The sequence below is a fragment of the Streptomyces sp. NPDC047081 genome, assembly GCF_040643775.1.
GTDB lineage: Bacteria > Actinomycetota > Actinomycetes > Streptomycetales > Streptomycetaceae > Streptomyces.
The window spans coordinates 103,019-126,018 of sequence record NZ_JBEYUY010000007.1 but is presented as its reverse complement, the minus strand read 5'-3'; the positions used below and the strand labels follow the sequence as shown (position 1 = coordinate 126,018).

At 71.0% G+C, this 23,000-nt stretch carries 23 protein-coding genes; 7 read left to right on the top strand and 16 right to left on the bottom strand.

All coding sequences use genetic code 11. The features are described 5' to 3' along the window. Positions 1–13 precede the first annotated feature (13 nt). From hpnD to ABZ848_RS15600, 9 genes are all read right to left on the bottom strand, one after another. Positions 14–964: a presqualene diphosphate synthase HpnD gene (gene hpnD / locus ABZ848_RS15640; protein ID WP_360831282.1), complete on the bottom strand. Its 951-nt coding sequence runs from the start codon at positions 962–964 to the stop codon at positions 14–16. Beyond that, complete coding sequence (gene hpnC / locus ABZ848_RS15635) at positions 961–1,863, bottom strand: squalene synthase HpnC (RefSeq protein WP_360831279.1); 903 nt, start codon at positions 1,861–1,863, stop codon at positions 961–963. Before hpnC ends, hpnD begins: the two co-directional genes overlap by 4 nt. 391 nt (positions 1,864–2,254) lie before the next feature. Then, complete coding sequence (locus tag ABZ848_RS15630) at positions 2,255–3,031, bottom strand: ABC transporter ATP-binding protein (protein WP_360831276.1); 777 nt, start codon at positions 3,029–3,031, stop codon at positions 2,255–2,257. Beyond that, positions 3,024–3,953 carry an ABC transporter permease gene (locus ABZ848_RS15625; RefSeq protein ID WP_360831273.1) on the bottom strand — a complete coding sequence of 310 codons (930 nt, stop codon included), beginning with the start codon at positions 3,951–3,953 and terminating at the stop codon, positions 3,024–3,026. Before ABZ848_RS15625 ends, ABZ848_RS15630 begins: the two co-directional genes overlap by 8 nt. Positions 3,954–3,991: 38 nt before the next feature. Next, positions 3,992–4,864: a glycosyltransferase family 2 protein gene (locus ABZ848_RS15620; protein WP_360831932.1), complete on the bottom strand. Its 873-nt coding sequence runs from the start codon at positions 4,862–4,864 to the stop codon at positions 3,992–3,994. Between the two features lie 5 nt (positions 4,865–4,869). Continuing rightward, the gene (locus tag ABZ848_RS15615; RefSeq protein WP_360831270.1) at positions 4,870–5,649 is read right to left on the bottom strand and encodes a CDP-alcohol phosphatidyltransferase family protein; all 780 of its coding nucleotides are present in this window, start codon (positions 5,647–5,649) and stop codon (positions 4,870–4,872) included. Next, the gene (locus tag ABZ848_RS15610; RefSeq protein ID WP_360831267.1) at positions 5,627–6,688 is read right to left on the bottom strand and encodes an iron-containing alcohol dehydrogenase family protein; all 1,062 of its coding nucleotides are present in this window, start codon (positions 6,686–6,688) and stop codon (positions 5,627–5,629) included. The genes ABZ848_RS15615 and ABZ848_RS15610 overlap by 23 nt, the downstream gene beginning before the upstream one ends. Then, entirely contained in the window at positions 6,676–7,428 is a 753-nt protein-coding gene (locus tag ABZ848_RS15605) for a phosphocholine cytidylyltransferase family protein (protein ID WP_360831264.1), read from the bottom strand. Before ABZ848_RS15605 ends, ABZ848_RS15610 begins: the two co-directional genes overlap by 13 nt. Further along, a complete protein-coding gene (locus ABZ848_RS15600) occupies positions 7,425–9,236 on the bottom strand; it encodes a DUF5941 domain-containing protein (protein WP_360831261.1) in 1,812 nt (603 codons plus the stop codon). Before ABZ848_RS15600 ends, ABZ848_RS15605 begins: the two co-directional genes overlap by 4 nt. Before the next feature lie 277 nt (positions 9,237–9,513). Here ABZ848_RS15600 and galE point away from each other — a divergent pair, with 277 nt between their 5' ends. From galE to idi, 3 genes are all read left to right on the top strand, one after another. Next, the gene (gene galE, locus ABZ848_RS15595; RefSeq protein ID WP_360831258.1) at positions 9,514–10,479 is read left to right on the top strand and encodes a UDP-glucose 4-epimerase GalE; all 966 of its coding nucleotides are present in this window, start codon (positions 9,514–9,516) and stop codon (positions 10,477–10,479) included. A gap of 150 nt (positions 10,480–10,629) precedes the next feature. Further along, the gene (locus tag ABZ848_RS15590) at positions 10,630–11,571 is read left to right on the top strand and encodes a cation diffusion facilitator family transporter (protein WP_360831255.1); all 942 of its coding nucleotides are present in this window, start codon (positions 10,630–10,632) and stop codon (positions 11,569–11,571) included. A gap of 175 nt (positions 11,572–11,746) precedes the next feature. Further along, positions 11,747–12,340, top strand: coding sequence for an isopentenyl-diphosphate Delta-isomerase (gene idi / locus ABZ848_RS15585; protein WP_360831253.1), 594 nt, complete (start codon positions 11,747–11,749; stop codon positions 12,338–12,340). A gap of 6 nt (positions 12,341–12,346) precedes the next feature. On the opposite strand, the gene ABZ848_RS15580 is transcribed toward idi, so the two are convergent. Both ABZ848_RS15580 and ABZ848_RS15575 read right to left on the bottom strand, forming a co-directional pair. Then, positions 12,347–12,856 (bottom strand): ATP-binding protein, encoded by a 510-nt coding sequence (locus ABZ848_RS15580; RefSeq protein WP_242763595.1) that lies wholly within the window; start codon positions 12,854–12,856, stop codon positions 12,347–12,349. Positions 12,857–13,030: 174 nt separating this feature from the next. Next, positions 13,031–13,657: an HdeD family acid-resistance protein gene (locus ABZ848_RS15575; RefSeq protein ID WP_360831250.1), complete on the bottom strand. Its 627-nt coding sequence runs from the start codon at positions 13,655–13,657 to the stop codon at positions 13,031–13,033. A 69-nt stretch (positions 13,658–13,726) separates the two neighbouring features. Here ABZ848_RS15575 and ABZ848_RS15570 point away from each other — a divergent pair, with 69 nt between their 5' ends. Next, positions 13,727–14,482 carry an enoyl-CoA hydratase/isomerase family protein gene (locus tag ABZ848_RS15570; RefSeq protein WP_360831247.1) on the top strand — a complete coding sequence of 252 codons (756 nt, stop codon included), beginning with the start codon at positions 13,727–13,729 and terminating at the stop codon, positions 14,480–14,482. Here ABZ848_RS15570 and ABZ848_RS15565 read toward each other — a convergent pair. Together ABZ848_RS15565 and ABZ848_RS15560 are read right to left on the bottom strand one after the other, a co-directional pair. Further along, positions 14,454–15,104 (bottom strand): DJ-1/PfpI family protein, encoded by a 651-nt coding sequence (locus ABZ848_RS15565; protein ID WP_360831244.1) that lies wholly within the window; start codon positions 15,102–15,104, stop codon positions 14,454–14,456. The genes ABZ848_RS15570 and ABZ848_RS15565 overlap by 29 nt on opposite strands. A 26-nt stretch (positions 15,105–15,130) precedes the next feature. Continuing rightward, on the bottom strand, positions 15,131–16,084 hold the full coding sequence (locus ABZ848_RS15560) for a GlxA family transcriptional regulator (RefSeq protein WP_360831241.1): 954 nt from the start codon (positions 16,082–16,084) through the stop codon (positions 15,131–15,133). Between the two features lie 149 nt (positions 16,085–16,233). Here ABZ848_RS15560 and ABZ848_RS15555 point away from each other — a divergent pair, with 149 nt between their 5' ends. From ABZ848_RS15555 to ABZ848_RS15545, 3 genes are all read left to right on the top strand, one after another. Further along, positions 16,234–17,103, top strand: coding sequence for a hypothetical protein (locus tag ABZ848_RS15555; protein WP_360831238.1), 870 nt, complete (start codon positions 16,234–16,236; stop codon positions 17,101–17,103). Positions 17,104–17,164: 61 nt separating this feature from the next. After that, positions 17,165–17,296, top strand: a complete 132-nt coding sequence (locus ABZ848_RS15550) for an LPFR motif small protein (protein ID WP_308289913.1) — start codon at positions 17,165–17,167, stop codon at positions 17,294–17,296. 100 nt (positions 17,297–17,396) lie between these two features. After that, positions 17,397–19,769: a Tex family protein gene (locus ABZ848_RS15545; RefSeq protein ID WP_360831235.1), complete on the top strand. Its 2,373-nt coding sequence runs from the start codon at positions 17,397–17,399 to the stop codon at positions 19,767–19,769. Positions 19,770–19,771: 2 nt separating this feature from the next. On the opposite strand, the gene ABZ848_RS15540 is transcribed toward ABZ848_RS15545, so the two are convergent. Genes ABZ848_RS15540 through ABZ848_RS15530 form a run of 3 tightly spaced genes read right to left on the bottom strand, consistent with a single transcriptional unit; the run spans position 19,772 to position 22,951 of the window. Continuing rightward, positions 19,772–20,230, bottom strand: coding sequence for a DUF1003 domain-containing protein (locus ABZ848_RS15540; RefSeq protein WP_360831232.1), 459 nt, complete (start codon positions 20,228–20,230; stop codon positions 19,772–19,774). Positions 20,231–20,251: 21 nt separating this feature from the next. Further along, a complete protein-coding gene (abc-f, locus tag ABZ848_RS15535; RefSeq protein WP_360831229.1) occupies positions 20,252–21,892 on the bottom strand; it encodes a ribosomal protection-like ABC-F family protein in 1,641 nt (546 codons plus the stop codon). Between the two features lie 36 nt (positions 21,893–21,928). Beyond that, positions 21,929–22,951, bottom strand: a complete 1,023-nt coding sequence (locus tag ABZ848_RS15530) for an oxidoreductase (protein ID WP_360831226.1) — start codon at positions 22,949–22,951, stop codon at positions 21,929–21,931. Positions 22,952–23,000 lie beyond the last annotated feature (49 nt).

The following is a 23,000-nucleotide window of genomic DNA, read 5'->3' as shown; positions in this document are numbered from 1 at the left end:
GGGCACGCGTCCATCAGGCGCGCCTCCTGACGGTCCTCCGGGTCACATGCCGGGTGTCGAGGCCGGACAGGCCGCGGACGGCGACGTACGCCTTCTCGCGCCCGGGCAGCGAGACCCGGCCGCGCAGTACCGCCTCGGGGTCGCGCTCGATGCGGTCGAGCAGGCGGCGGTAGATGCCGGCCATGGCGGCGACGCACGCGCCGCTGCGCCGGTCGAGCATGGGGAGCAGCCGGTAGCCCTCGGCGAAAAGGGCGCGGGCCCGTCGCACCTCGAAGTGCACGAGGCCCGCGAAGTCGGAGCCCTCCGGCGGGGTCGGGCCGTTGAAGCCGGCCGAGCACCCGAACTTCGCGAGGTCGTCGGAGGGCAGATAGGTGCGCCCGCCCTCGGCGTCCTCGCGGACGTCCCTGAGGATGTTGGTGAGCTGCAGCGCGAGCCCGAGGGTGTCGGCGTACTCGGATGCGCGCTCGGCGCCGCGCGCTCCCGGTTCCGTGCCGAACACGCCGAGCGAGAGGCGTCCGATGGCGCCCGCGACACAGCGGCAGTAGACCTTCAGGTCGTCCCAGGTCTCGTAGGTCTCGCCGCGCACGTCCATCAGCACGCCGTCGATCAGCTCGTCCAGGCCGCCGAGCGGGATCGGGAAGACCTCCGCGGCATGGGCGAGGGCGACCGCGACCGGGTCGATGTCGTCCTCGGCGACCTCGCCCCCGCGCACCCGGGTCAGCAGCGCCCGGGTGTCCTCGAGTCTCGCCGCCTTGACGTCGTCCGCCAGCGCGCCGTCGCCGATGTCGTCGACGCGCCGGGAGAACGCGTACAGCGCCGACATCGCGCGGCGCTTGGGCGTCGGCAGCAGCCTGATGCCGTACGCGAAGTTACGTGCCTGCTGTCCGGTGACGGCCTCGCAGTAGCTGTAGGCGGCGAGTACCGGTGCGGACACGTGTTGTTCCGACTCCACGGTCCGGATCACCCCTCTCCTCGCAGAGTCACGCCCACCTCACGCAGCAGCCGGAGCTTGCCGGGCTTGGGCGGGCCGGGAAGTACGTCGTATTCGGCGGCGGCGATCGCGTGGATCGCCGCCCTTCCTCCCGCCACGAACCCCGCGAGCAGCAGCTTCAACCTGCCGTGGACGCTACCCACCAGGGGGGCGCCTTCATTCAGGAGATTCCGGGCGCGTTCTGCTTCGTATGCAACCAGTGCGCGCACCGATGCGCCCGCGCTTTTCGTGGCCAGATCCGACTCTTGGGCATGGAAGCGCTTCATGTCCTCGGCGGGCAGGTAGATGCGGTCGCGGCCGAGGTCCTCGGCGACGTCCTGCAGGTGTTCGACGATCTGCAGGGCCGTGCAGATCGCGTCGGAGAGCCGGACCCGCTCGGGGGTCGAGGTGCCGGTGACGGAGAGGACCAGGCGGCCGACCGGATTGGCCGAGAGTTCGCAGTAGGCAAGCAGGTCGTCGTAGGTCTCGTAGCGGCTGACGAGCTGGTCCTGGCGGTTGGCGGCGATCAGGCCGAGGAAGGGCTCGGGGGTGAGCGAGCGGCGCCGGACGGTGGGCTGCAGGCGGCGCAGCAGAGGGTGGCGGGGCTCGCCGGAGAAGACCCTGTTCAGGTCGGCCTCGAAGGCGTCCAGCAGGAGCAGCCGGTCCTCGGCGTCCGCGGGCGACACGCCGAGCAGCGCGGCGTCGGCGCCGCTGGGGGCCAGGTCGCCGTCGCCGATGTCGTCGACGAGGCGGGCGAAGCCGTACACGGCCATGAGGTCGTCGCGCCAGGCCCTGGGCAGGAAGAAGGGCGCCACGGGGAAGTTCTCGCTCGCGGCCTTGTCGAGTGTGCCGCGCTCCGGATCGGCGGGGCGCGTGGCACCGGTTCCCGTCACCGCTCGCCGCCCGTGGCGGGGACGGCACAGGCAGCTGCACTGAGCTGGGGAGTTTCCGTAGCCATTGCCGTCACATCTCCCGTTCTACACCGCAGACCCAATACCCACTATTTCGGACACGCCGCCCGGCTGTCCGCACGGCTGTCCCGCTTGCGGGTGTCGCGCATTATCGCCCCACTTTGCCGCGTTTCGGGACCGGTACAGCTTACGTTGTACAACGCAGCGCGCTTCCCTGGGGTGTCCTGCACATCACAACAACACACCGATTGGCGTCAAGATTCCTAAGGCCAAGCCGAGTTGACGTTTCCTTTGCAGACGCGGGGCCCCGCCGCGAAGGTTGCGGCGGGGCCCTGCGATCCGTCCTGGCCAGTTGCGTCCAGGGCCGGGTGGACTACTTGCCCGTGAACTTCTCGTACTCCTTGAGGACCTCTTCGGTCGGTCCGTCCAGGCGCAGCTCGCCGCGTTCCAGCCACAGGACGCGGTCGCAGGTGTCGCGGATCGACTTGTTGCTGTGACTGACGAGAAACACCGTGCCGGCCTCCTTGCGCAGTTCGCGGATGCGCTCCTCGGAGCGGATCTGGAACTTCCGGTCACCGGTGGCCAGCGCCTCGTCGATCATGAGGACGTCGTGGTCCTTGGCGGCGGCGATGGAGAAGCGCAGGCGGGCCGCCATGCCGGAGGAGTACGTCCGCATCGGCAGGGTGATGAAGTCGCCCTTCTCGTTGATGCCGGAGAAGTCGACGATCCCCTGGTAACGCTCCCTGATCTGCTCGCGGGTCATGCCCATCGCGAGCCCGCCCAGGATGACGTTGCGCTCGCCCGTGAGGTCGTTCATCAGGGCGGCGTTGACGCCCAGCAGGGAGGGCTGGCCGTTGGTGTAGACGCGGCCGCTCTCGGCGGGCAGCAGACCAGCGATGGCGCGCAGCAGGGTCGACTTGCCGGAGCCGTTGGAACCGATCAGACCGATGGCCTCGCCGCGGTAGGCGACGAAGGAGACGCCCTTGACCGCGTGCACCTTGCGCACCCCGCGCTCCTCGCCGCGCTTGAGGATACGGCTGAGAGCGGCCGTGGCGCTGCCCTTGCCGGTCTTGGCGCCGTGCACGCGGTAGACGATGTGCAGTTCGTCGGAGATGACGGTGGGGATGCGCTCTTCCTGCTGCTCAGCCACGGCCGTACCTCTCCTCCGCCTTCCAGAAGTACACGAAGCCGCCGAAGGCGATGAGCACCGCCCAGCCGAGCGCGACCGCCCAGGCGTGGTCGGGGAGGTTCTCGGAGCCGTAGCCCTCGATGAGCGCGAAGCGCATCAGGTCCATGTAGATGGCGGCCGGGTTCAGCTGCAGGACGTTGGCCAGCCACTGCGGCTTGTCGGCCAGGAAGATCGGGATGGAGAACATCACGCCCGACGCGTACATCCACGTACGCATCACGAACGGCATCAGCTGCGCCAGGTCCGGGGTCCTGGAGCCGGCGCGGGCGAAGATCAGCGCGAGGCCGGTGTTGAAGAGGAACTGCAGGACCAGCACCGGGACGATCAGGAGCCAGGACAGGTCCGGGTAGCTGCCGAAGGCGGCGGCCACCGCGAACAGCACGATCATCGAGTACAGCAGCTGCTGGAGCTGCTGGAGCGCGAAGGAGATCGGCAGCGAGGCGCGCGGGAAGTGCAGCGCGCGGACCAGGCCGAGGTTGCCGGAGATCGCGCGGACGCCGGCCATCACGGAGCTCTGCGTGAAGGTGAACACGAAGACGCCGGTGACCAGGAACGGGATGTAGACGTCGTGGTCCAGGCCGCGGTTCGCCTTGAGGATCATGCCGAAGATGAAGAAGTACACGGCCGCGTTCAGCAGCGGCGTGGCCACCTGCCAGAGCTGGCCGAGCTTCGCCTGGCTGTACTGGGCGGTCAGCTTCGCCCGGGAGAAGGCGAGGATGAAGTGACGCCGGTCCCAGAGCTGGCGGACGTACTCGACGAGGGAGGGCCGGGCGCCGCTGACGGTCAGGCCGTACTTGGCGGCGAGCCCGCCCGCCGTAAGGCCCTCGTCGGACGACACGCCGGTGCCGAGGGCGACCGTGGCGTCGTGGGTTGTCTCACTCACTGGGGGAAACTTTCTTCTGGCTCACAGGAACGAGCTTGTCAGATCACAGGGGGCCGGCCCAGTCGGGTCAGCCGCCACACGGTGCGCCACTTCATGGGCCGGCGCGGGCCGCAGGGCGTGGTCCAGCCCTCCCGGAACCCGCCGAACCACGCCCTGAGCGCGGGCCGCGACGGGCGGCGGACGAGGGTGAGCAGCAGCCAGACCCCGAGGTAGACCGGGACCAGGAGCGCGGGGAGGTTGCGGCGGGCGAGCCAGACCCGGTTGCGGGCGACCATGCGGTGGTAGACCGCGTGCCGCGAGGGCGCGGTGGTGGGGTGGAACAGCACCATGTCGGACCGGTAGTCGATCATCCAGCCCGCGTCGAGGGCCCGCCATGCGAGGTCGGTTTCCTCATGGGCGTAGAAGAACGCGTCCGGCAGCCCGCCGACTTCGGCGAAGACCTGGGTGCGTACGGCGTTGGCGCCGCCGAGGAAGGTGGTGACCCGGGAGGAGCGCATCGGGTCGGCGGCGCGCAGGCGCGGCACATGGCGGCGCTGGGTGACCCCGGTGTCGGGGTCGGCGATGCGGAAGCTGATGATGCCGAGCTTCGGGTCGGCCTCGAAGGCCTTGCGGCACAGCTCGGCGGTGTCGTGGCCGGCGAGGAGTCCGTCGTCGTCGAGGAACATCAATATGTCGACGTCGCGGCCGCTGGGGCCGAAGGCCTCGATGCCGACGTTGCGCCCGCCGGGGATGCCGAGGTTCTCGGGCAGCTCGACGGTCCGCACGCCGTCGGGGACGTCCGGGACGGGCGAGCCGTTGCCGACCACGACCACCTCGACGCGGTCGCCGTCCTGCTTGGCGACCGAGTCGAGCAGGGCGCGGAGTTCGTCGGGGCGGTTGCCCATGGTGATGATCACCGCGCCGACCTTCATGCCGGTCACTTCAGCCTGCTCGACGCGAGGATGGAGACCAGGTGCAGCAGGGTCTGGAGCAGCGCGATCCCGGCCAGTACGGCGACGCCGAGGCGGGAGAAGAACAGGTCGCCGCGCATGTTGTCGACGACGGCCAGGACCAGGATCAGCAGGGACGCCTCGATGCCGAGGATCAGCCGGTGGAACTTCAGCAGGGACGCGGCCTTGCGGGCCAGCGCCATGCCGGAGGAGCGCATCTCGGCGGCGGACTCCTGGACGGGCGGCTTGCCGGCCTGGTGCCGGGCGACGCCGACCAGGTCGGTCTCCGCCTTGATCAGGATCGCGCCGAGCGCGGCGAGGGTGCCGAGGAAGGCCCACAGCCAGTCGATACGGCCGCTGCCGAACAGGTCGGCGGCGCGCAGCCCGAAGCCGACGAGCACGGCGGCGTCGGTGAGGTAGGCGCCCACCCGGTCCAGGTAGACGCCGTTGAGCGAGTACTGCTTCTTCCAGCGCGCGATCTCGCCGTCGACGCAGTCCAGCAGCAGGTACATCTGGACGCAGACCACGCCGAGCACGGCGCCCGGGATCCCCGGCACGAGCAGTGCCGGGGCCGCGAGCACGCCGAAGACGGTCATCAGGTACGTGAGCTGGTTGGGCGTGACCCTGGTGTTCACCAGGTAGCGGTCGACCCGCAGGGACACCTCACGCATGTAGAGGCGTCCCATCCAGTGCTCACCGCTGCGCCGGTCCTTGACCCCTGCGGGGTGGACGACCGGGCGGAGTTCAGCTACCGATGGCCTTGACATAGTCGGCGTATGTGTCCTTGATCTGGTCGGTTTTCAGGTCGAGGTGTTCGAGGATCGTGTAGCGGCCGGGGCGGGTCTCGGGGGCGAACTCCACGGCGCGGACGAACTCGTCCACGGTGAAGCCGATCTCCTCCGGGAGCACCGGCAGTCCGTGCCGGCGCAGCACCTCGGCCATGTAGGCGGACTCCTCGTGGGCTCCGCGCAGGTACATCGCGAAGGCCGCGCCCAGGCCGCACTGCTCGCCGTGGGCGGCGGCGCGCTTGGGGTAGAGCAGGTCGAAGGCGTGGTTGATCTCGTGGCAGGCGCCGGAGGACGGGCGGGAGTCGCCCGACACGGACATGGCGATACCGGTGAGGACCAGCGCCTCGGCCAGCACCTGCAGGAAGCCGTCGTCGCCGACGCCGCCCGGGTGCCGCAGCACCGCCTCGCCGGCCTGGCGGGCCATGGCCGCGGCGAGTCCGTCGATCTTCTCGCCCTTGACCCGGCCCGCGAGCTCCCAGTCCGCGACCGCGGAGATGTTGGAGATCGCGTCGCCGATGCCGGAGCGCACGAAGCGGACGGGTGCCTCACGGATCACGTTCAGGTCGATGACGACCGCGATCGGGTTCGGCACGCCGTAGGAGCCGCGGCCCGCGTCGTTGTCGAGCGTGGCGACCGGCGAGCACAGGCCGTCGTGCGCCAGGTTGGTGGCGACGGCGACCAGTGGGAGGCCGACGCGCGCCGCCGCGAACTTGGCGCAGTCGATGATCTTGCCGCCGCCGAGCCCGACGACCGCGTCGAAGTGGCCGGCCTTTATGTCACCGGCCAGCCGCACGGCGTCGTCGATGGTGCCGCCGCCGACCTCGTACCAGGTCGCGCCGGGCAGGGTGGGCTCGAGCCGGGCACGCAGCCGCGCGCCGGAGCCGCCGCTGACCGCGATGGCGAGCTTGCCGGAGTGCGAGATCCGCTCGTCGGCGAGCACGCAGGCCAGGTCGTCGAGGGCACCCGGGCGGATGTCCACGACGACCGGGGACGGAATCAGCCTCGTCAGTACTGGCACGCGATCTCCCGTCCACGGGCGAGATCGTCGTGGTTGTCGATCTCGACCCACTTGACGTCGCCGATCGGCGCCACGTCGATCCGGAAGCCTCGGTTCACCAGTTCCTGGTACCCGTGCTCGTAGAACTGCTGCGGGTCGGTCTCCCAGACGGCCTTGAGGGCGTCGGCCAGCTCGGGGGCGGCGTCGCCCTCGATGAGGGTGACGCCGATGTACTCGCCGGTGGCTTCGGCGGGGTCCATCAGCTTGGTGATCTTCGTCATGCCCTTCTCGGGGTCGACGACGACCTTCATCTCCTCGTCGGCGAGGTTCTTCACGGTGTCCAGGGCCAGGATGATGCGCCGGCCCTCGCCGCGCGCGGCGAGCAGGGTCTTCTCGACGGAGACCGGGTGGACGGTGTCGCCGTTGGCGAGGATCACTCCGTCCTTGAGGGCGTCACGGCCGCACCACAGGGAGTAGGCGTTGTTCCACTCCTCGGCCTTGTCGTTGTCGATGAGGGTGAGCTTGAGGCCGTACTTCTGCTCCAGGGCCGCCTTGCGCTCGTACACGGCCTCCTTGCGGTAGCCGACGATGATCGCGACCTCGCTCAGGCCGATCTCGGCGAAGTTGCCGAGGGTGAGGTCGAGCACCGTGATCGAGTCCTCTATACCGGCAGGCCCCACCGGCACCAGCGCCTTGGGCAGGCTGTCGGTGTAGGGGCGCAGACGCCGCCCGGCGCCCGCCGCCAGCACGAGGCCGATCATGCGGTTTCTCCTTCATCGTGTACGGCGGGCGCCCCTGCGGACACCCAGAAGCGGATGCTCTCGACGAGCACCACGAGGGCGACGGCCACGGCGAGCGCCGTGAGCGCGACCTTGAACTGCGAAGCGGTGAGCGTCGCGGCCAGGACGGTGACGAGCAGCGTCCGCCCTTCGTGCCCCCCGACGGCGCGCACCAGCCAGGCCGGGGGCGCTCCGGCGTTGCCGCGGATGCGGTACACCGTGTCGTAGTGATGGTAGGCGACAGCCGCTACCAGGCCGAAAGCCGCAGGAAGCGCTCCGTTCACGTCCGCTTTGGCCGCGAGGATCAGGACGGTGCCGTATTCGGCGGCGCGGTAGAGCGGCGGGACGAGCCAGTCGAGGGCGCCCTTGAGCGGGCGCAGGCCCACCGCGGCGGCCGAGGCCCAGACGTACACGACGGCGAAGGCGACGAGGCGAGCGTTGCCGTAGCCCTCCGTGCCGGCGACGGTCAGCAGCATCGCGGTGGCGACCAGGGCGGCCAGGAAGGGCGAGCCGAGCCGTTCCCAGCCCGGCAGCCGGCGCATCAGCGCGGCCACTCCGTCCGCGAGGGGCCCGTTGTCGGCGAGTTCCGCGAGCGCCGTCGCCGCCCGGTCCGTGCGCTGCGCCTTCCGCGTCAGCGACCGCAGCACCCGCCCCGCGGTCGTGTAGGTCGCCGCGAACGCGCAGCCGACGAGCAGCACGTAGAAGGTGATCCGGGGCGTGGTGAGCGCCGTGAGGACGGCGATCATCGCCCAGCGCTCGCCGATCGGCAGCACGATCATCCGGCGTACCCAGACCGTCCAGCCGACGCTGTCGAGCTTGTCCGAAAGGGCCGCCGTGGGGCTGGTGTTGGCGGTCGCGTCGTGGTTGGCCTCGTTGAAGGAGAAGTCGACGACGTGCCGGCAGGTCTGCAGGATCATCGCGCCGAGCGCCAACGCCCATACGTCGTCGCCGCCTTGGGCCGCACCCAGCGCCAACCCCGCGTAGTAGGCGTACTCCTTGATGCGGTCGAAGGTGGCGTCCAGCCAGGCGCCGAGCGTGGAGTACTGCAGCGAGTAGCGGGCCAACTGCCCGTCGGTGCAGTCCAGTACGAAGGACGCGATGAGCAGGACGCCGGCCGCGACGAAGCCGCCGCGGGTGCCGGTGGCCGCGCAGGCCGCCGCGATCAGCGCGGTGAGCAGGGAGGCGGTGGTGACCTGGTTCGGGGTCAGACCGCGGCGGGCGCACCAGCGGGCGATGTAGCGGGAGTAGGGGCTGATGAAGAAGGTGGTGAAGAAGCCGTCGCGGGACTTCACGGCCGACTTGAGGCGTACGGCTTCGTCGTCGACGTCGGCGACGGCCTGCCGTGCCTCGTTGCGGGCCTGCGGGTCGGCCGGGACGGCGGCGACCAGGCTGCCGAGCTCGGCGTGGTGGACGCCCGCGTCCTCGGCGGCCAGCGCGGTCACGAGGCGGTCGGCGAGGCTGTCCACGGCGAGAGCCGTACCGCCGCCTGCCGAGTTCTCGCGGGCCAGTGCGCGGGTGAGCGCGGCCCGGCCCCCGGGCTGTGCGGTGACGGCGCCGGGGATCGCGGCGAGCGGGAAGCGCGGGTCGGTGAGGCCGAGGCGCAGTGCGTGCAGGTGGCCGACGAAGCGGGCGTCGACGAGGGCCACCCGCCGGTCGCAGGGCGCCTCGGCGACCAGCCGCTCGGCGTCCGCGGCGTCGGCGGCGACCCGGACGTCGAAGCCGAGGGACCGCAGATCGCCCTCGATCGACGATCCGGGGACCGGCTGACCGGTGAGGATGGCGGTCGACAACCGAACTCACTCCCTGGGTGCCGACGCCCTGGCGCCGGTCATCTGCATTGGTGGGGGCGCCCCTTGGACGCTCCAGGCGGCGGCATTCGGCAGAGGCTATCGGATGCCCGGAGGCCTGCGTTCACCGGCCGTTCACGGGCCGATCAACGGAGTCTCCACTGGCCTTTGCCACGATCATCATCGGTGATCCGGGGCTCCGCCCACAAACCGCGCCTCCCAGACCGGGCATCCGGGACATTGGGTGACGTGCCGAAACGTCGGCATAGGGTGGGCGACCATGACATGGCTGATCACTGGCGGAGCGGGATACATCGGGGCCCATGTGGCGCGGGCCATGACGGAGGCCGGGGAGCGCGTCGTCGCGCTGGACGACCTCTCGGCCGGGTACCCCGCGCGACTGCCTTCGGGCGTCCCGCTCGTCGAGGGTTCGTCGCTCGACGGCGCCCTGCTGAAGCGGGTGTTCGGCGAGTACGGCGTGACGGGCGTCGTCCATCTCGCGGCCCGCAAGCAGGTCGCCGAGTCCGTGGCCCAGCCGACCCGCTACTACCGGGAGAACGTCGGCGGCCTCGCGACGCTGCTTGAAGCGGTGGCCGAGGCCGGCGTCGCGAAGTTCCTGTTCTCCTCCTCCGCGGCCGTCTACGGCAACCCGGACGTGGACCTGATCACCGAGGACACTCCGTGCGCGCCGGTGAACCCGTACGGCGAGACCAAACTCACCGGCGAGTGGCTGGTCCGGGCGGCGGGCCGGGCGCACGGCATCTCGACCGTGTGCCTGCGCTACTTCAACGTGGCGGGCGCGGCCGCGCCCGAGCTGGCGGACACCGGTGTCTTCAACATCGTCCCGATGGTCTTCGACCGGCTCACCCGCGACGAGGCCCCGCGGATCTTCGGCGACGACTATCCGACGCCGGACGGCACCTGCATCCGCGACTACATCCACGTCGCCGACCTGGCCGAGGCCCATCTGGCGGCGGCCCGGCGGCTCGGGGACCGCGACGGCGACCTCACGGTCAACATCGGCCGCGGCGAGGGGGTTTCCGTGCGTGAGCTGATCTCCGTCATCGGCGAGGTGACCGGCGACCGCCGTACGCCCGTGGTGGAGGCCCGCCGTCCCGGTGACGCGCCCCGGGCCGTCGCCTCCGCCGCGCGGGCCGCCGAGGAGCTCGGCTGGACGGCCCGGCGCGGGGTGCGGGAGATGGCGGAGTCCGCCTGGCAGGGCTGGCTGCTGCATCACGGCAAGTGAACTTAGGCTGCCCTGACCTGCGGTTTGTTTCCGCAGGTCAGGGCACATGACAACGGTGTTCAGTGCCGCGTTGCCCGATACCCCACCCCCGTAGTTCACTGTGATCCCGGAAGGACTGTTCCGGGATCGACGCGTTGGAGGGTGGCCGCCATGGGGGCTGGGCACGACCACGGACACGGCCACTCGCATGCGCCGCCCACCGGTACGGCGACCGCGGCGTTCCGCGGGCGGCTGCGCGTCGCGCTGTCGATCACGCTCACCGTCATGGTGGTCGAGATCGTCGGCGGTGTGCTCGCGGACTCGCTCGCACTGATCGCGGACGCCGCTCACATGGCGACCGACGCGCTGGGGCTCGGCATGGCGCTGCTCGCCATCCACTTCGCGAACCGGCCCGCGGTCGGCAACCGCACCTTCGGGTACGCCCGCGCCGAGATCCTTGCCGCGCTCGCCAACTGTCTGCTGCTGCTCGGGGTCGGCGGTTACGTCCTGTACGAGGCGATCCAGCGGTTCGTGACGCCGGCCGACACCGCGGGCGGGCTGACCATCGTGTTCGGTCTGATCGGTCTGGTCGCGAACATGATCTCGCTGACGCTGCTGGTGCGCGGTCAGTCGGAGAGCCTGAACGTGCGCGGGGCGTTCCTGGAGGTGGCCGCGGACGCGCTCGGTTCGCTCGCGGTGATCGTCTCCGCGCTGGTGATCCTCGCCACGGGCTGGCAGGCCGCCGACCCGATCGCCTCGCTGGTGATCGGCCTGATGATCGTGCCGCGCACCCTCAAGCTGCTGCGCGAGACCCTGGACGTCCTGTTGGAGACGGCTCCCAAGGGCGTCGACATGGCGGAGGTGCGGGCCCACATCATCGCCCTGGACGGTGTGGAGGACGTACACGATCTGCACGCCTGGACGATCACCTCGGGCATGCCGGTGCTGTCCGCGCACGTGGTCGTGCGCTCCGAGGTGCTCAGTGCGATCGGCCACGAGAAGATGCTGCACGAGCTCCAGGAGTGCCTCGGCGACCACTTCGACGTGGAGCACTGCACCTTCCAGCTGGAACCGGGCGGGCACGCGGAACACGAGGCGAAACTCTGCCATTGAGGCAGGTGGGACGCCTCGCGGCCGGAATGCAGCGATCCGCCGCCCGGCTGCGTCCTGAGTCCCACAGCCCCGCCCCGGACGGTTCCCCGCCCGCCGCGCCGGGCACGATCAACTGCCGGGAGTGCCGGATTCGTACGGCACACTTGGGGCGCGAAGACCGATGTGAAGGATGGGTATGCCGATCACACCTGCCACCGCGACGCACAGTCCGTCGAACGGCACCGCAGACGCGATTTTGCTGGAACTGGTCGACGAGGACGGCGTCACGATCGGCACCGCGGAGAAGCTGGCCGCCCACCAGCCGCCGGGGCAGCTGCACCGCGCCTTCTCCGTCTTCCTCTTCGACGAGCAGGGCCGGCTGCTGCTGCAGCAGCGGGCGCTGGGCAAGTACCACTCCCCCGGTGTGTGGTCCAACACCTGCTGCGGCCACCCCTACCCCGGCGAGGCCCCCTTCGCGGCCGCGGCCCGGCGGACGTACGAGGAACTGGGCGTCTCCCCGTCGCTGCTCGCCGAGGCGGGCACGGTGCGCTACAACCACCCGGACCCCGACTCGGGCCTGGTCGAGCAGGAGTACAACCACCTGTTCGTCGGGATGGTGCAGTCCCCGCTGCGGCCGGACCCGGAGGAGGTCGGCGACACGGCCTTCGTGACCCCCGCCGAGCTGGCGGAGCGGCACGCGAAGGACACCTTCTCGTCCTGGTTCATGACGGTGCTGGACGCGGCGCGTCCGGCGGTACGGGAGCTGACGGGCCCGTCGGCCGGCTGGTGACGCCCCTCAGAGCACCCGCACGGGTTTGAGCGGCAGGGCGGCCCAGATCACCTTGCCGCCGCTCGCCGTGTGCTCGACGTCGCACACCCCGCCCGCCTCCCGGGTGACCTCGCTGACCAGCAGCAGCCCCCGGCCGCCCTCGCCGCCGTGGTCGGCCTCCAGCGCGGTCGGGCGATAGGGGTGGTTGTCCTCCACGGACACCCGCACCCACTCGGCACCCACGGCCACCTCGACGGCGAGCATCGGCGAGAGGAGCGCCGCGTGTTTCACGGCGTTCGTGGCCAGCTCCGAGACGATCAGCAGGAGGCCGTGGACCAGTTCGTCGGAGACGGGCACTCCCTGGCGGTACAGCAGGTCCCGTACGGCGTGCCGGGCCTGCGGGACCGAGGCGTCGACGGCCGGGGCGGTGAACCGCCAGACGCCTTCGTACGGCAGTGGGTCCGCGGGCCTCGGCTCGAGGGGCTCGTCCGGGCCCCCTTCTGGGCGTGGGCCGGACCCGCGCCCGTGGTTCTCCATCGTCCGGTCGCCACCCTTGCGCTCGATTGTCACCACACGTCGAGTGTTGGTAACGACACGCTCCGCTCCGGATGACTGAACAGAAGTCAGCAGTAATCGAGCACTTGCGACCGATGTCTTATGGCCTGGTCAGTTATGCGACCGCTCTTGTCCCACTTCAGCGGGCTTCGCGAACTATTCGGGTTGTACGGGTTTGATAGCGTCCTGGCCCGATTCCTCCCCGTCGCCCGCCGGGGCGAGCCGCTCGGAGACCATGCCGACGATACGGCGACCGCCGAACCCGGTGGCGACAAGGCCGAGTCCGTCGAACAGCAGCGCGAGCGAGAAGAAGCAGCCGATGACGTACTTGCTGCTGCTCGGCCAGGAGGCCAGCACCAGGATGCCGAGCAGCAGGTCGAAGGCGCCCTGCACCAGGGTCCAGCCGAACTGCGGACCGCGCACCACCAGGCTGCCGGCCAGCCGGAACACACCGCCGGTCAGGAAGAGCAGCGCGGCGAACATGGTCAGCGCCTCGGCGGCGGCCTCGGGGCGGCGGATGACGACGACGCCGGCCGCGATGTTCAGGGCGGCGACCACGACCCCGAGCCAGAAGAAGTTGGTGCCGCGGGCCTGGATCGCGTGCAGCAGGCCGACGGCGCCGCCGATCAGCAGGAGCCAGCCGAACAGGAGCATCGAGGTGAGGGTGGCGACTCCGGTGTAGATGAGGCCGACGAGTCCGGCCAGGACCAGGACGACGCCGAGTGCGGCCAGCCAGCCGAAGCCGCGGCTGAGCTTGGCGGTCGCCTGCGTTTGTGCGGCCATGCGGGGCCTCCTCGGGCTACGGCCCCCTTCTTGATCGTACGGTCGCGGGGTGCGGCTAGCATCCGGCCCATGGAGCCCCAGTTGCTGCACACCGTCACCGACTCCGTCGCAACCGTCGTAGTCCACAACCCCGCCAAGCGCAATGCCATGACGGCCGCGATGTGGGCGGCCCTGCCGCCGCTGCTCGACACCCTCGCCGCCGACGCGGACGTACGGGCGCTGGTGCTGACCGGGGAGGGCGGGACGTTCTGCGCCGGGGCCGACATCTCCACGCTGCGGGGGTCGCCGGAGGAGGCGCAGCGGCTGGCGGTGGCGGCCGAGGAGGCGCTCGCGGCCTTTCCGAAGCCGACGTTGGCCGCGGTCCGGGGGCACTGCGTGGGCGGCGGGTCGCAGCTGGCGGCGGCCTGCGATCTGCGGTTCGCCGAGGAGGGGGCGCTGTTCGGGGTGACTCCGGCGAAGCTCGGGATCGTGTATCCGGCCTCCTCCACCCGGCGGTTGGTGTCGCTGGTGGGGCCGGCCGCCGCGAAGTACCTGCTGTTCTCCGGGGAGTTGATCGACACGGAGCGGGCGCTGCGCACCGGCCTGGTGGACGAGGTGCTGCCGGAGGGCGAACTCACCAAGCGGGTCGCGGAGTTCACCCGGATCCTGGTGTCCCGTTCGCAGCTGACGCAGGCCGCGGCGAAGGAGTTCGCGAACGGCCGCACCGACCGGGACGCGTACTGGACCGGGCAGGCGCGCGGCAGCGGCGACACCGCCGAGGGTGTCGCCGCGTTCCTGGAGCGCCGTCAGCCGCGGTTCACGTGGGCTGTTCCTGACCGAGGATGAACCGGCTGCGGGATCGCATGAACTCCATGACGTCCGCCGGTGCCTTCTCCGGCGACCCGGCGTCGTAGGGCGGCTGCGGGTCGTACTCGATGCCCAGTTGCACGGCCTGGGCCACGAAGTCGCCGGAGATCCTGCCCAGCAGGGTGAGTCCCATGTCGATGCCGGAGGAGACGCCGGCCGCGGTGACGTACTTGCCGTCGGTCACGACCCGCTCCCCCGTCGGCTCGGCGCCGTACTTCCTGAGCTCTTCGAGAGCCAGCCAGTGGGAGGTCGCGCGGCGGCCTTCGAGGAGGCCGGCGGCGGCCAGCAGCAGGGAGCCGGTGCACACGGACGTGGTCCAGGTGCTGGTGGCGTCGGCGGTGCGGATCCAGTCGAGGAGGGCCGCGTTCTCCATCTGCGGGGTCTGGCCCGGGCCGCCGGGGACGACCAGGACGTCCGGGTTCGGCACCTCGGCCAGCGTCCTCTCGGCGATCAGGGCGAGGTTGCCGTTGTCGTTGCGGACCGGACCGGTGCGCTCGGCGACGAAGACGGTCTCGGAGTCGGGCAGCCGGCCGAGGGTCTCGTACGGCCCCACGGCGTCGAGGGCGGTGAAGCGGTCGTAGAGGACGATCGCGAACTGCATGGGTTCCCCCTTGGGTCGGCGGGTGCTCAGTGGGTGGTCGCCGGGCGGAACCGGCGCCGGTACTCGGCCGGTGCCGCGCCGAGTGTGCGGACGAAGGAGCGGCGCATCGCCTCCGGTGTGCCGTAGCCGCAGGCGCGGGAGATCTCCTCGACGCCGTCGGCGGTGTCCTCAAGGAGGCGGCGGGCGTGTTCGAGGCGGACCCGGTCGACGTAGCGGCCCGGGGTCATGCCGGTCTCGGTCTGGAAGGCGCGGGCGAAGTGGCGGGGCGAGAGGCGGGCGCGGGCCGCGAGGGTCTCCACCGACAGGTCCGCGCCGGGGTGTTCGGTGATCCACTGCTGGACCTCGCGCAGCGGCTCACGCTGTGCCGTCTGGGCGGCGAGCTGGGCGCTGAACTGGGCCTGGTTTCCCGGGCGGCGCAGGAAGACGACCAGGTGGCGGGCGACGGACAGGGCGACCTCGCGGTCCAGGTCCTCCTCGACCAGGGCGAGCGCGAGGTCGATGCCGGAGGTGACGCCGGCCGAGGTGGCGAGGCGGCCGTCGCGGATGTAGATGGGGTCCGGGTCGACCTCGACGTCCGGGTACTCGCGGGCGAGTTTCTCGCAGACCGACCAGTGGCTGGTCGCCCGGTGGCCGTCGAGCAGGCCCGCCTCGGCGAGCAGCAGCGCCCCGCTGCACACCGAGACCAGGCGCTCGGCGCGCGGGCCCTGCTCGCGCAGCCAGGCCACCACGCGCGGGTCCGGCCGCCGGGTGCCGGCCCCGCCCGGGACCAGCAGGGTGTGGGCGGGCGGGGCGTCGGCGAAGGAGTGGTCCGGGACCAGGGTGAGGCCGCTGGAGGTGCGCACGGGGGCGCCGTCCGGGGAGGCGGTGCGGATCCGGTACGTCCCCGGGCGGTGCCGCTCGGCGCCGTTGAAGACCTCCACCGGGCCGGTGACGTCGAGGCTCTGCACGTTGTCGAAGAGGACGACCAGGACGGTTTCCATGCCTTCGATTCTTGGCGGGCCGGTCGATGGCCGCAATGACGAGCAGCCCACCTTTCCTGCCATCGGGGACTCCGCTGGGGATGGCGTCGTGGACGTGACAGGCGACACGGGCCTGGAGGCCGTACCAACCAGTCGGTAACCTGCCGGGCATGACTACCGCCGTCCTCGAACCGCGCGCCGGCCGCCGCTGCCACAACGCGCTCAACTCCCTGCACGCGACGCTCTACTTCTCGCCCGACCTCGGCACGGAGATGGCGGCGATCGGCATCGCGCACCCCAGGGCCGTCAACTTCGCCGTGCGGGCGGCCGCGATGGGCCCGGTGGGGCCGGGCACGGTGGCGGCGGCGTTCTACAACTACAAGTACGAGCTGGTGGCCCGGCATGTGCCGGCCGTGTGGTCGGCCGCCGGGCCGCCGGATGTGCTCGCGGCACGCGCGCGTGCCGTCGACGCGACCCTGCGACGGCTCCTCGGCGACGAGGTGGTGGGGTCCGCGGAGATGGCGGAGGCGGCCGGACTCGCACTGCGCGCCACCGAGGCCTGCTCGCGCTCCGCCCGGCCGCTGTACGCCGCCCACGCAGATCTGCCGGTGCCCGAGGAGCCGCACCTGGCGTACTTCCACGCCGCCACGCTGCTGCGCGAGCACCGGGGCGACGGGCACCTCGCCGTGCTGATGTCGGCGCGGCTCGACGGTCTCGAGGCCGTGGTGACGCACACCGCCACCGGCAAGGGCATGGCGCCGAAGTGGGTGTTCGGCAGCCGCGGTTGGAGCCAGGAGGAGTGGGACGCGACGGCCGGGCGGCTGCGGGAGCGCGGGCTGCTGGACGGGGCGGGCGAACTCACGGAGCAGGGCGTCGCCCTCCGGGCCGAGATCGAGGCGGAGACGGACCGGCTGGACCGGGCGCCGTACGAGCATCTGGGCGCGGAGGGCGTCACGCGGCTGACGGAGCTGGGGCGGGGGTTCGCGGGTGCCGCGCTGGCGGCCGGGGCGTTCCCGGTGGATCTCATCGGTAAGCGCTGAGGAATTGCGGGTACCCGGGCCTCTCCCGGCCGTCCTGGGCGGGAGAGGAAAGGGGAAGTTCGTGTTCCGAGCGATAGCAGACGTGCTGCGGCAGATCGGTGGCGCCATCGCCACCGTCGTGACGCTGCCCTTCCGGGCGCTGGCCCGCCTCTTCGGCGGAGCCTCGGCCTCCACACGCGGCCGAAGGGCCTGATTCCGCCGCCCCTGCCTGCCCGTTGCCGCCCTGATCCACGATTGTCGGTGCCACCTGCCACAATTGCGGCGCAACCTCAGTGAGAAGGCGGTACGGGATCGTGACGACACCCCTCGTAAGCTCCATCGAAGGCAGGATCGCCGAGGAGCTCGGCGTACGGGAGCGGCAGGTCAAGGCCGCCGTGGAGCTGCTCGACGGCGGTTCGACGGTGCCCTTCATCGCCCGCTACCGCAAGGAAGCGACCGAGATGCTCGACGACGCGCAGCTGCGCACGATCGAGGAGCGGCTGCGGTATCTGCGGGAGCTGGAGGAGCGCCGGACCGCGATCCTCGACTCGGTGCGCGAGCAGGGCAAGCTCACCGAGGAGCTGGAGGCGCAGATCCGCGGCGCCGAGACCAAGGCGCGCCTCGAGGACATCTACCTGCCGTACAAGCCGAAGCGGCGCACCAAGGCGCAGATCGCGCGCGAGGCGGGCCTGGAGCCGCTCGCCGAGGGGCTGCTGGGCGACCCGACCGTGGACCCGCTCGCCGCGGCCGCCGCGTTCGTCGACGCCGACAAGGGTGTCGCCGACCCGCAGGCCGCACTGGACGGAGCCCGGGCGATCCTCACCGAGCGGTTCTCCGAGGACGCCGACCTGATCGGCGAGCTGCGCGAGCGCATGTGGGTGCGCGGGCGGCTGGCGGCCAAGGTGCGGGAGGGCAAGGAGGAGGCGGGCGCCAAGTTCGCCGACTACTTCGACTTCGCCGAGCCGTTCAGGGAGCTGCCCTCGCACCGCGTCCTCGCGATGCTCCGGGGCGAGAAGGAGGAGGTCCTCGACCTCGTCCTGGAGCCGGAGGAGCCGACCGAGGGGCCTTCGTCGTACGAGGGGATCGTCGCCCACAGGTTCGGCATCGCCGACCGTGGGCGCCCCGCCGACAAGTGGCTGAAGGACACGGTCCGTTGGGCCTGGCGCACCCGCATCCTGGTGCACCTCGGCATCGACCTGCGCCTGAGGCTGCGTACGGCCGCGGAGGACGAGGCGGTCGACGTGTTCGCGAAGAACCTCCGCGACCTGCTGCTCGCCGCCCCGGCCGGCACGCGCGCGACGCTGGGCCTGGACCCCGGGTTCCGTACGGGCGTGAAGGTCGCCGTCATCGACGCGACCGGCAAGGTCGTCGCGACCGACGTCATCTACCCGCACGTGCCCGCGAACAAGTGGGACGAGGCGATCGCCAAGCTGGCCCGGCTCGCCCAGGAGCACGCGGTCGAGCTGGTCGCGATCGGCAACGGCACGGCGTCCCGCGAGACCGACAAGCTCGCCGGTGAACTCATCACCAAGCACCCGGAGTTGAAGCTCACCAAGGTGATGGTGTCGGAGGCCGGCGCGTCCGTGTACTCGGCCTCCGCGTTCGCCTCCCAGGAGCTGCCCGACATGGACGTGTCGCTGCGCGGCGCCGTCTCCATCGCCCGCCGTCTCCAGGACCCGCTGGCCGAGCTGGTGAAGATCGACCCCAAGTCGATCGGCGTCGGCCAGTACCAGCACGACCTCTCCGAGGTGAAGCTGTCGCGTTCACTGGACGCGGTGGTGGAGGACTGTGTGAACGGCGTGGGCGTGGACGTCAACACGGCGTCCGCCCCGCTCCTCGCGCGCGTGTCCGGCATCACCTCGGGTCTCGCCGAGAACATCGTGGCGCACCGGGACGCCAACGGTCCCTTCAAGTCGCGCGGCCAGCTGAAGAACGTGGCGCGGCTCGGTCCGAAGGCGTACGAGCAGTGCGCGGGCTTCCTGCGGATCCGCGGCGGCGACGACCCGCTGGACGCGTCCAGCGTGCACCCGGAGGCGTACCCGGTCGTCCGGCGGATGGTGAAGACGTCCGGGCAGGAGGTCGCGTCGCTGGTCGGCAACACGGGTGTGCTGCGCTCGCTTCGGCCGCAGGACTTCGTGGACGAGACGTTCGGTCTGCCGACCGTCACCGACATCCTCAAGGAGCTGGAGAAGCCGGGCCGTGACCCGCGTCCGGCCTTCAAGACGGCGACCTTCAAGGAGGGCGTCGAGAAGATCTCCGACCTGGCGCCGGGGATGGTGCTGGAGGGTGTCGTCACCAACGTGGCGGCGTTCGGGGCGTTCATCGACGTCGGTGTCCACCAGGACGGGCTGGCGCATGTCTCCGCGCTGTCCAAGACGTTCGTGAAGGACCCGCGGGATGTGGTCAAGCCGGGCGACATCGTCAAGGTGAAGGTGCTGGACGTCGACATTCCGCGGAAGCGGATCTCGTTGACGCTGCGGCTGGACGACGACGCGACGGCCTCCGGCGGTGAGCGGCGACAGCAGCGGGGTGGGCGTCCGCCTCAGCAGCGGCAGCAGCAGCCGCGGCAGGGCGGGCGTGGCGGTCAGGGTGGCGGTTCTCGTCAGGCTCCGCCGCCGGCGAACAGTGCGATGGCCGATGCTCTGCGCAAGGCCGGGTTGTTGGATCAGAAGAACAAGGGGCGCTGACTTCAGTGACCCTCGTTCATGCGGGTTCGGTTTTCCTTCAGTAGTTCCTGGACCCGGTGTTCCACCGCCACCGGGTCCACCCCCAGCGCTCGGCCCATGTGGACCGACCAGACCTCCGAGCGGACGTTGGTTTCGAAGTCCAGGTCGGCTCGGACGTTTTCGCGGGCCGCCTGGCGGTTCTGGCTCACCATGACGAAGGTGGAGAGGAAGATCGCCTCCAGGCTGACGATCATGGTGAGCAGCCCGAAGGGATACGGGTCCCAGATCGCGCCCTTGCCGAACACGCCCTCGTTGCACACGATCCACACCGCGAACCACAGGGCGTGGAGGTACACGAACGTCATGGTCCCGGCGAACGCGGTGATCGCGTCCGCGATCCGGTCCTGGGTTCCGCGCATGCGCGCGACCACGACCTGTTCGTGCTTGATCTTCACGGTCGGCCGTTTCGGCGACGTGCCCATCGTCTCTCCCTGGTCGAGCCGCTAGCGTTCGGTGACCTTGCCCGCCGAGACCTCCAGGCGGCGGGTCACGTGGACCGCGTCCAGCATGCGGCGGTCGTGGGTGACCAGGAGGAGGGTGCCCTCGTAGGCGTCGAGGGCCGACTCCAGTTGTTCGATGGCCGGCAGGTCGAGGTGGTTGGTCGGCTCGTCGAGGACCAGGAGGTTGACGCCCCGGCCCTGGAGGAGGGCCAGGGCCGCCCTGGTGCGTTCGCCCGGGGACAGGCTGGTGGCCGGGCGCAGCAGGTGATCCGACTTGAGGCCGAACTTGGCCAGAAGGGTGCGCACTTCGACCGGTTCCGTGTCGGGGACGGCCGCGGAGAACGCGTCCAGCAGGGACTCCGTGCCGTGGAAAAGCTTGCGGGCCTGGTCCACCTCGCCGATCAGGACGCCGGAGCCCAGCGCCGCGTGGCCCGCGTCCAGGGGGATGCGGCCCAGGAGCGCGCCGAGCAGGGTGGACTTGCCCGCGCCGTTCGCGCCGGTCACCGCCACCCGGTCCGCCCAGTCGATCTGGAGTGAGACCGGGCCGAAGCTGAAGTCGCCGCGCCGCACCTCGGCGTCCCGCAGGGTGGCGACCACGGCGCCCGAGCGCGGGGCCGACGCGATCTCCATGCGCAGCTCCCACTCCTTGCGGGGCTCCTCGACGACGTCCAGTCGTTCGATCATGCGCTGGGTCTGGCGGGCCTTGGCGGCCTGCTTCTCGCTGGCCTCGCTGCGGAACTTGCGGCCGATCTTGTCGTTGTCGTTGTTCGCCTTGCGCCGCGCGTTCTTGACGCCCTTGTCCATCCAGGAGCGCTGCATCTGGGCGCGGTCCTGGAGGGCCGCCTTCTTGTCGGCGTACTCCTCGTAGTCATCCCGCGCGTGCCGGCGGGCGACCTCGCGCTCCTCCAGGTAGGCCTCGTAGCCGCCGCCGTAGAGGTTGATCTGCCGCTGGGCGAGGTCGAGTTCGAGGACCTTGGTGACCGTGCGGGTGAGGAACTCGCGGTCGTGGCTGACGACGACGGTGCCGGCGCGCAGGCTCTTCACGAACCGTTCGAGGCGTTCGAGGCCGTCCAGGTCGAGGTCGTTGGTGGGCTCGTCGAGGAGGAAGACGTCGTAGCGGGAGAGGAGGAGGGACGCGAGACCGGCGCGGGCCGCCTGGCCGCCGGACAGGGAGGTCATGGGCTGGTCCAGGTCGACGGCGAGGCCGAGGGAGTCGGCGACCTCCTCCGCCCGTTCCTCCAGGTCGGCGCCGCCCAGATCGAGCCACCGCTCCAGGCTCGTCGCGTACGCGTCGTCGGCGCCGGGCGCGCCGTCCACCAGCGCCTGGGTCGCCTCGTCCATCACGCGCTGGGCCTCGGCGACGCCGGTGCGGCGGGCGAGGAACTCGCGGACGGTCTCGCCGGGGCGGCGCTCGGGTTCCTGCGGGAGATGCCCGACGGTCGCCGTGGGCGGAGAGAGCCTGAGCTCCCCCTGCTCCGGCGCGAGCAGCCCCGCGAGCATCCTGAGCAGCGTGGACTTACCGGCACCGTTGGCACCGACCAGCCCGATCACATCCCCGGGCGCGATGACGAGATCGAGCCCCGAGAAGAGGGACCGATCACCGTGCCCGGCGGCGAGATTCTTGACGACGAGGGTTGCGCTCACAGAGGGCGATCCTAATGGGCGGGGCCGGCCGGAGCGCTACCGAGCCATCGCCTCCACCAGCACACTCCCCGAAGTCCGCGCCACCACGAACGACTCCCCCTTCACCGCCTTCGCGTCGAGAGCGATCCGATGGCGCCCCGCTTCGAGCACCCCGTCGAAGACCTCGTTCGCATGGGTCCGGTACAACCGGTCCAGCCGGTACGCGGTCAGCCGCACCCGGCACGGCGACGTCACCTCCACCCCCGCCTCCCCGTCCGCCGCCACCAGCCGCGTGAGCCGCCGCTGCTCCACCGGGCTGCGGTCCAGGGCGTGTTCGATCTGGGCCACGAGAAGCGGCACTATCGGCGCGAGCCCCTCGACATAGGCGACATCGAGTCCGGCCTGCTCGAAGGCGCGGCGCACGGCGGCACGTTCCTCCTGAGGGATGGCCCGGCCGAAGGCAACCGCGCCGTAGGCGGCCAGCTCGTCCGCGGGAACGCCTTCCGCGTCGTGGGCGATGTCCGCGCCGATCCCGATCGTGCGCAGCGCGGCGGCCAGTTTGGCGAGCAGGGCGACACGCGCGCCGATGAGCAGGACCCGGCGGCGCGGCGACCGGGACTCCCCGTCGAGCAGCGCGGCCAGCGCCTCGCGGTACTCGGCGCCGTGGAAGCGGAACGGCCCTATGCCGTGGTAGCCGTTGAGTTCGAGGTCGGCCTGTTCCTCGGTCTGCCAGGCGAAGTCGCGCCAGATGTAGTCGTCGCCGTCCCGTTCGATGACCGCGGTGACGGCACCGCACGCGAGGTCGGCGCACTCGGGGCAGCCGTAGATGACGTAACGACCGTCGGGAAGCGGGGGTTCCGCCTCCAGCAGGAGGCCGCGGACCTGTTCGGTGAAGATCGCGGGCGGGACGTCGGAGGCGAGCGGGGAGACGGCGTCGAGGTCGGAGAGCTGGAACAGCAGCGGGCGTCCGTCGACGATGAAGTCCACGAAGTCCCGGTGCACCTGGTAGTCACCGTTGGCGAGGACGCCACCGGCACGCATCGCCGGTGCCAGGCCGAAGGTCGCGTACTCGGCAGACATGCTGTGAGTATCCCCAGACCGGACGCGGTCTGAGCACGGCATGGGACAT

Excerpts from the sequence above, each read along its gene's own strand:
- ABZ848_RS15620 (WP_360831932.1), bottom strand. The coding sequence starts at position 4,864 with ATGAAGGTCGGCGCGGTGATCATCACCATGGGCAACCGCCCCGACGAA.
- ABZ848_RS15615 (WP_360831270.1), bottom strand. The coding sequence starts at position 5,649 with ATGTCAAGGCCATCGGTAGCTGAACTCCGCCCGGTCGTCCACCCCGCA.
- ABZ848_RS15605 (WP_360831264.1), bottom strand. The coding sequence starts at position 7,428 with ATGATCGGCCTCGTGCTGGCGGCGGGCGCCGGGCGGCGTCTGCGCCCC.
- galE (WP_360831258.1), top strand. The coding sequence starts at position 9,514 with ATGACATGGCTGATCACTGGCGGAGCGGGATACATCGGGGCCCATGTG.
- ABZ848_RS15590 (WP_360831255.1), top strand. The coding sequence starts at position 10,630 with ATGGGGGCTGGGCACGACCACGGACACGGCCACTCGCATGCGCCGCCC.
- idi (WP_360831253.1), top strand. The coding sequence starts at position 11,747 with ATGCCGATCACACCTGCCACCGCGACGCACAGTCCGTCGAACGGCACC.
- ABZ848_RS15580 (WP_242763595.1), bottom strand. The coding sequence starts at position 12,856 with ATGGAGAACCACGGGCGCGGGTCCGGCCCACGCCCAGAAGGGGGCCCG.
- ABZ848_RS15575 (WP_360831250.1), bottom strand. The coding sequence starts at position 13,657 with ATGGCCGCACAAACGCAGGCGACCGCCAAGCTCAGCCGCGGCTTCGGC.
- ABZ848_RS15570 (WP_360831247.1), top strand. The coding sequence starts at position 13,727 with ATGGAGCCCCAGTTGCTGCACACCGTCACCGACTCCGTCGCAACCGTC.
- ABZ848_RS15565 (WP_360831244.1), bottom strand. The coding sequence starts at position 15,104 with ATGCAGTTCGCGATCGTCCTCTACGACCGCTTCACCGCCCTCGACGCC.
- ABZ848_RS15560 (WP_360831241.1), bottom strand. The coding sequence starts at position 16,084 with ATGGAAACCGTCCTGGTCGTCCTCTTCGACAACGTGCAGAGCCTCGAC.
- ABZ848_RS15555 (WP_360831238.1), top strand. The coding sequence starts at position 16,234 with ATGACTACCGCCGTCCTCGAACCGCGCGCCGGCCGCCGCTGCCACAAC.
- ABZ848_RS15540 (WP_360831232.1), bottom strand. The coding sequence starts at position 20,230 with ATGGGCACGTCGCCGAAACGGCCGACCGTGAAGATCAAGCACGAACAG.
- ABZ848_RS15530 (WP_360831226.1), bottom strand. The coding sequence starts at position 22,951 with ATGTCTGCCGAGTACGCGACCTTCGGCCTGGCACCGGCGATGCGTGCC.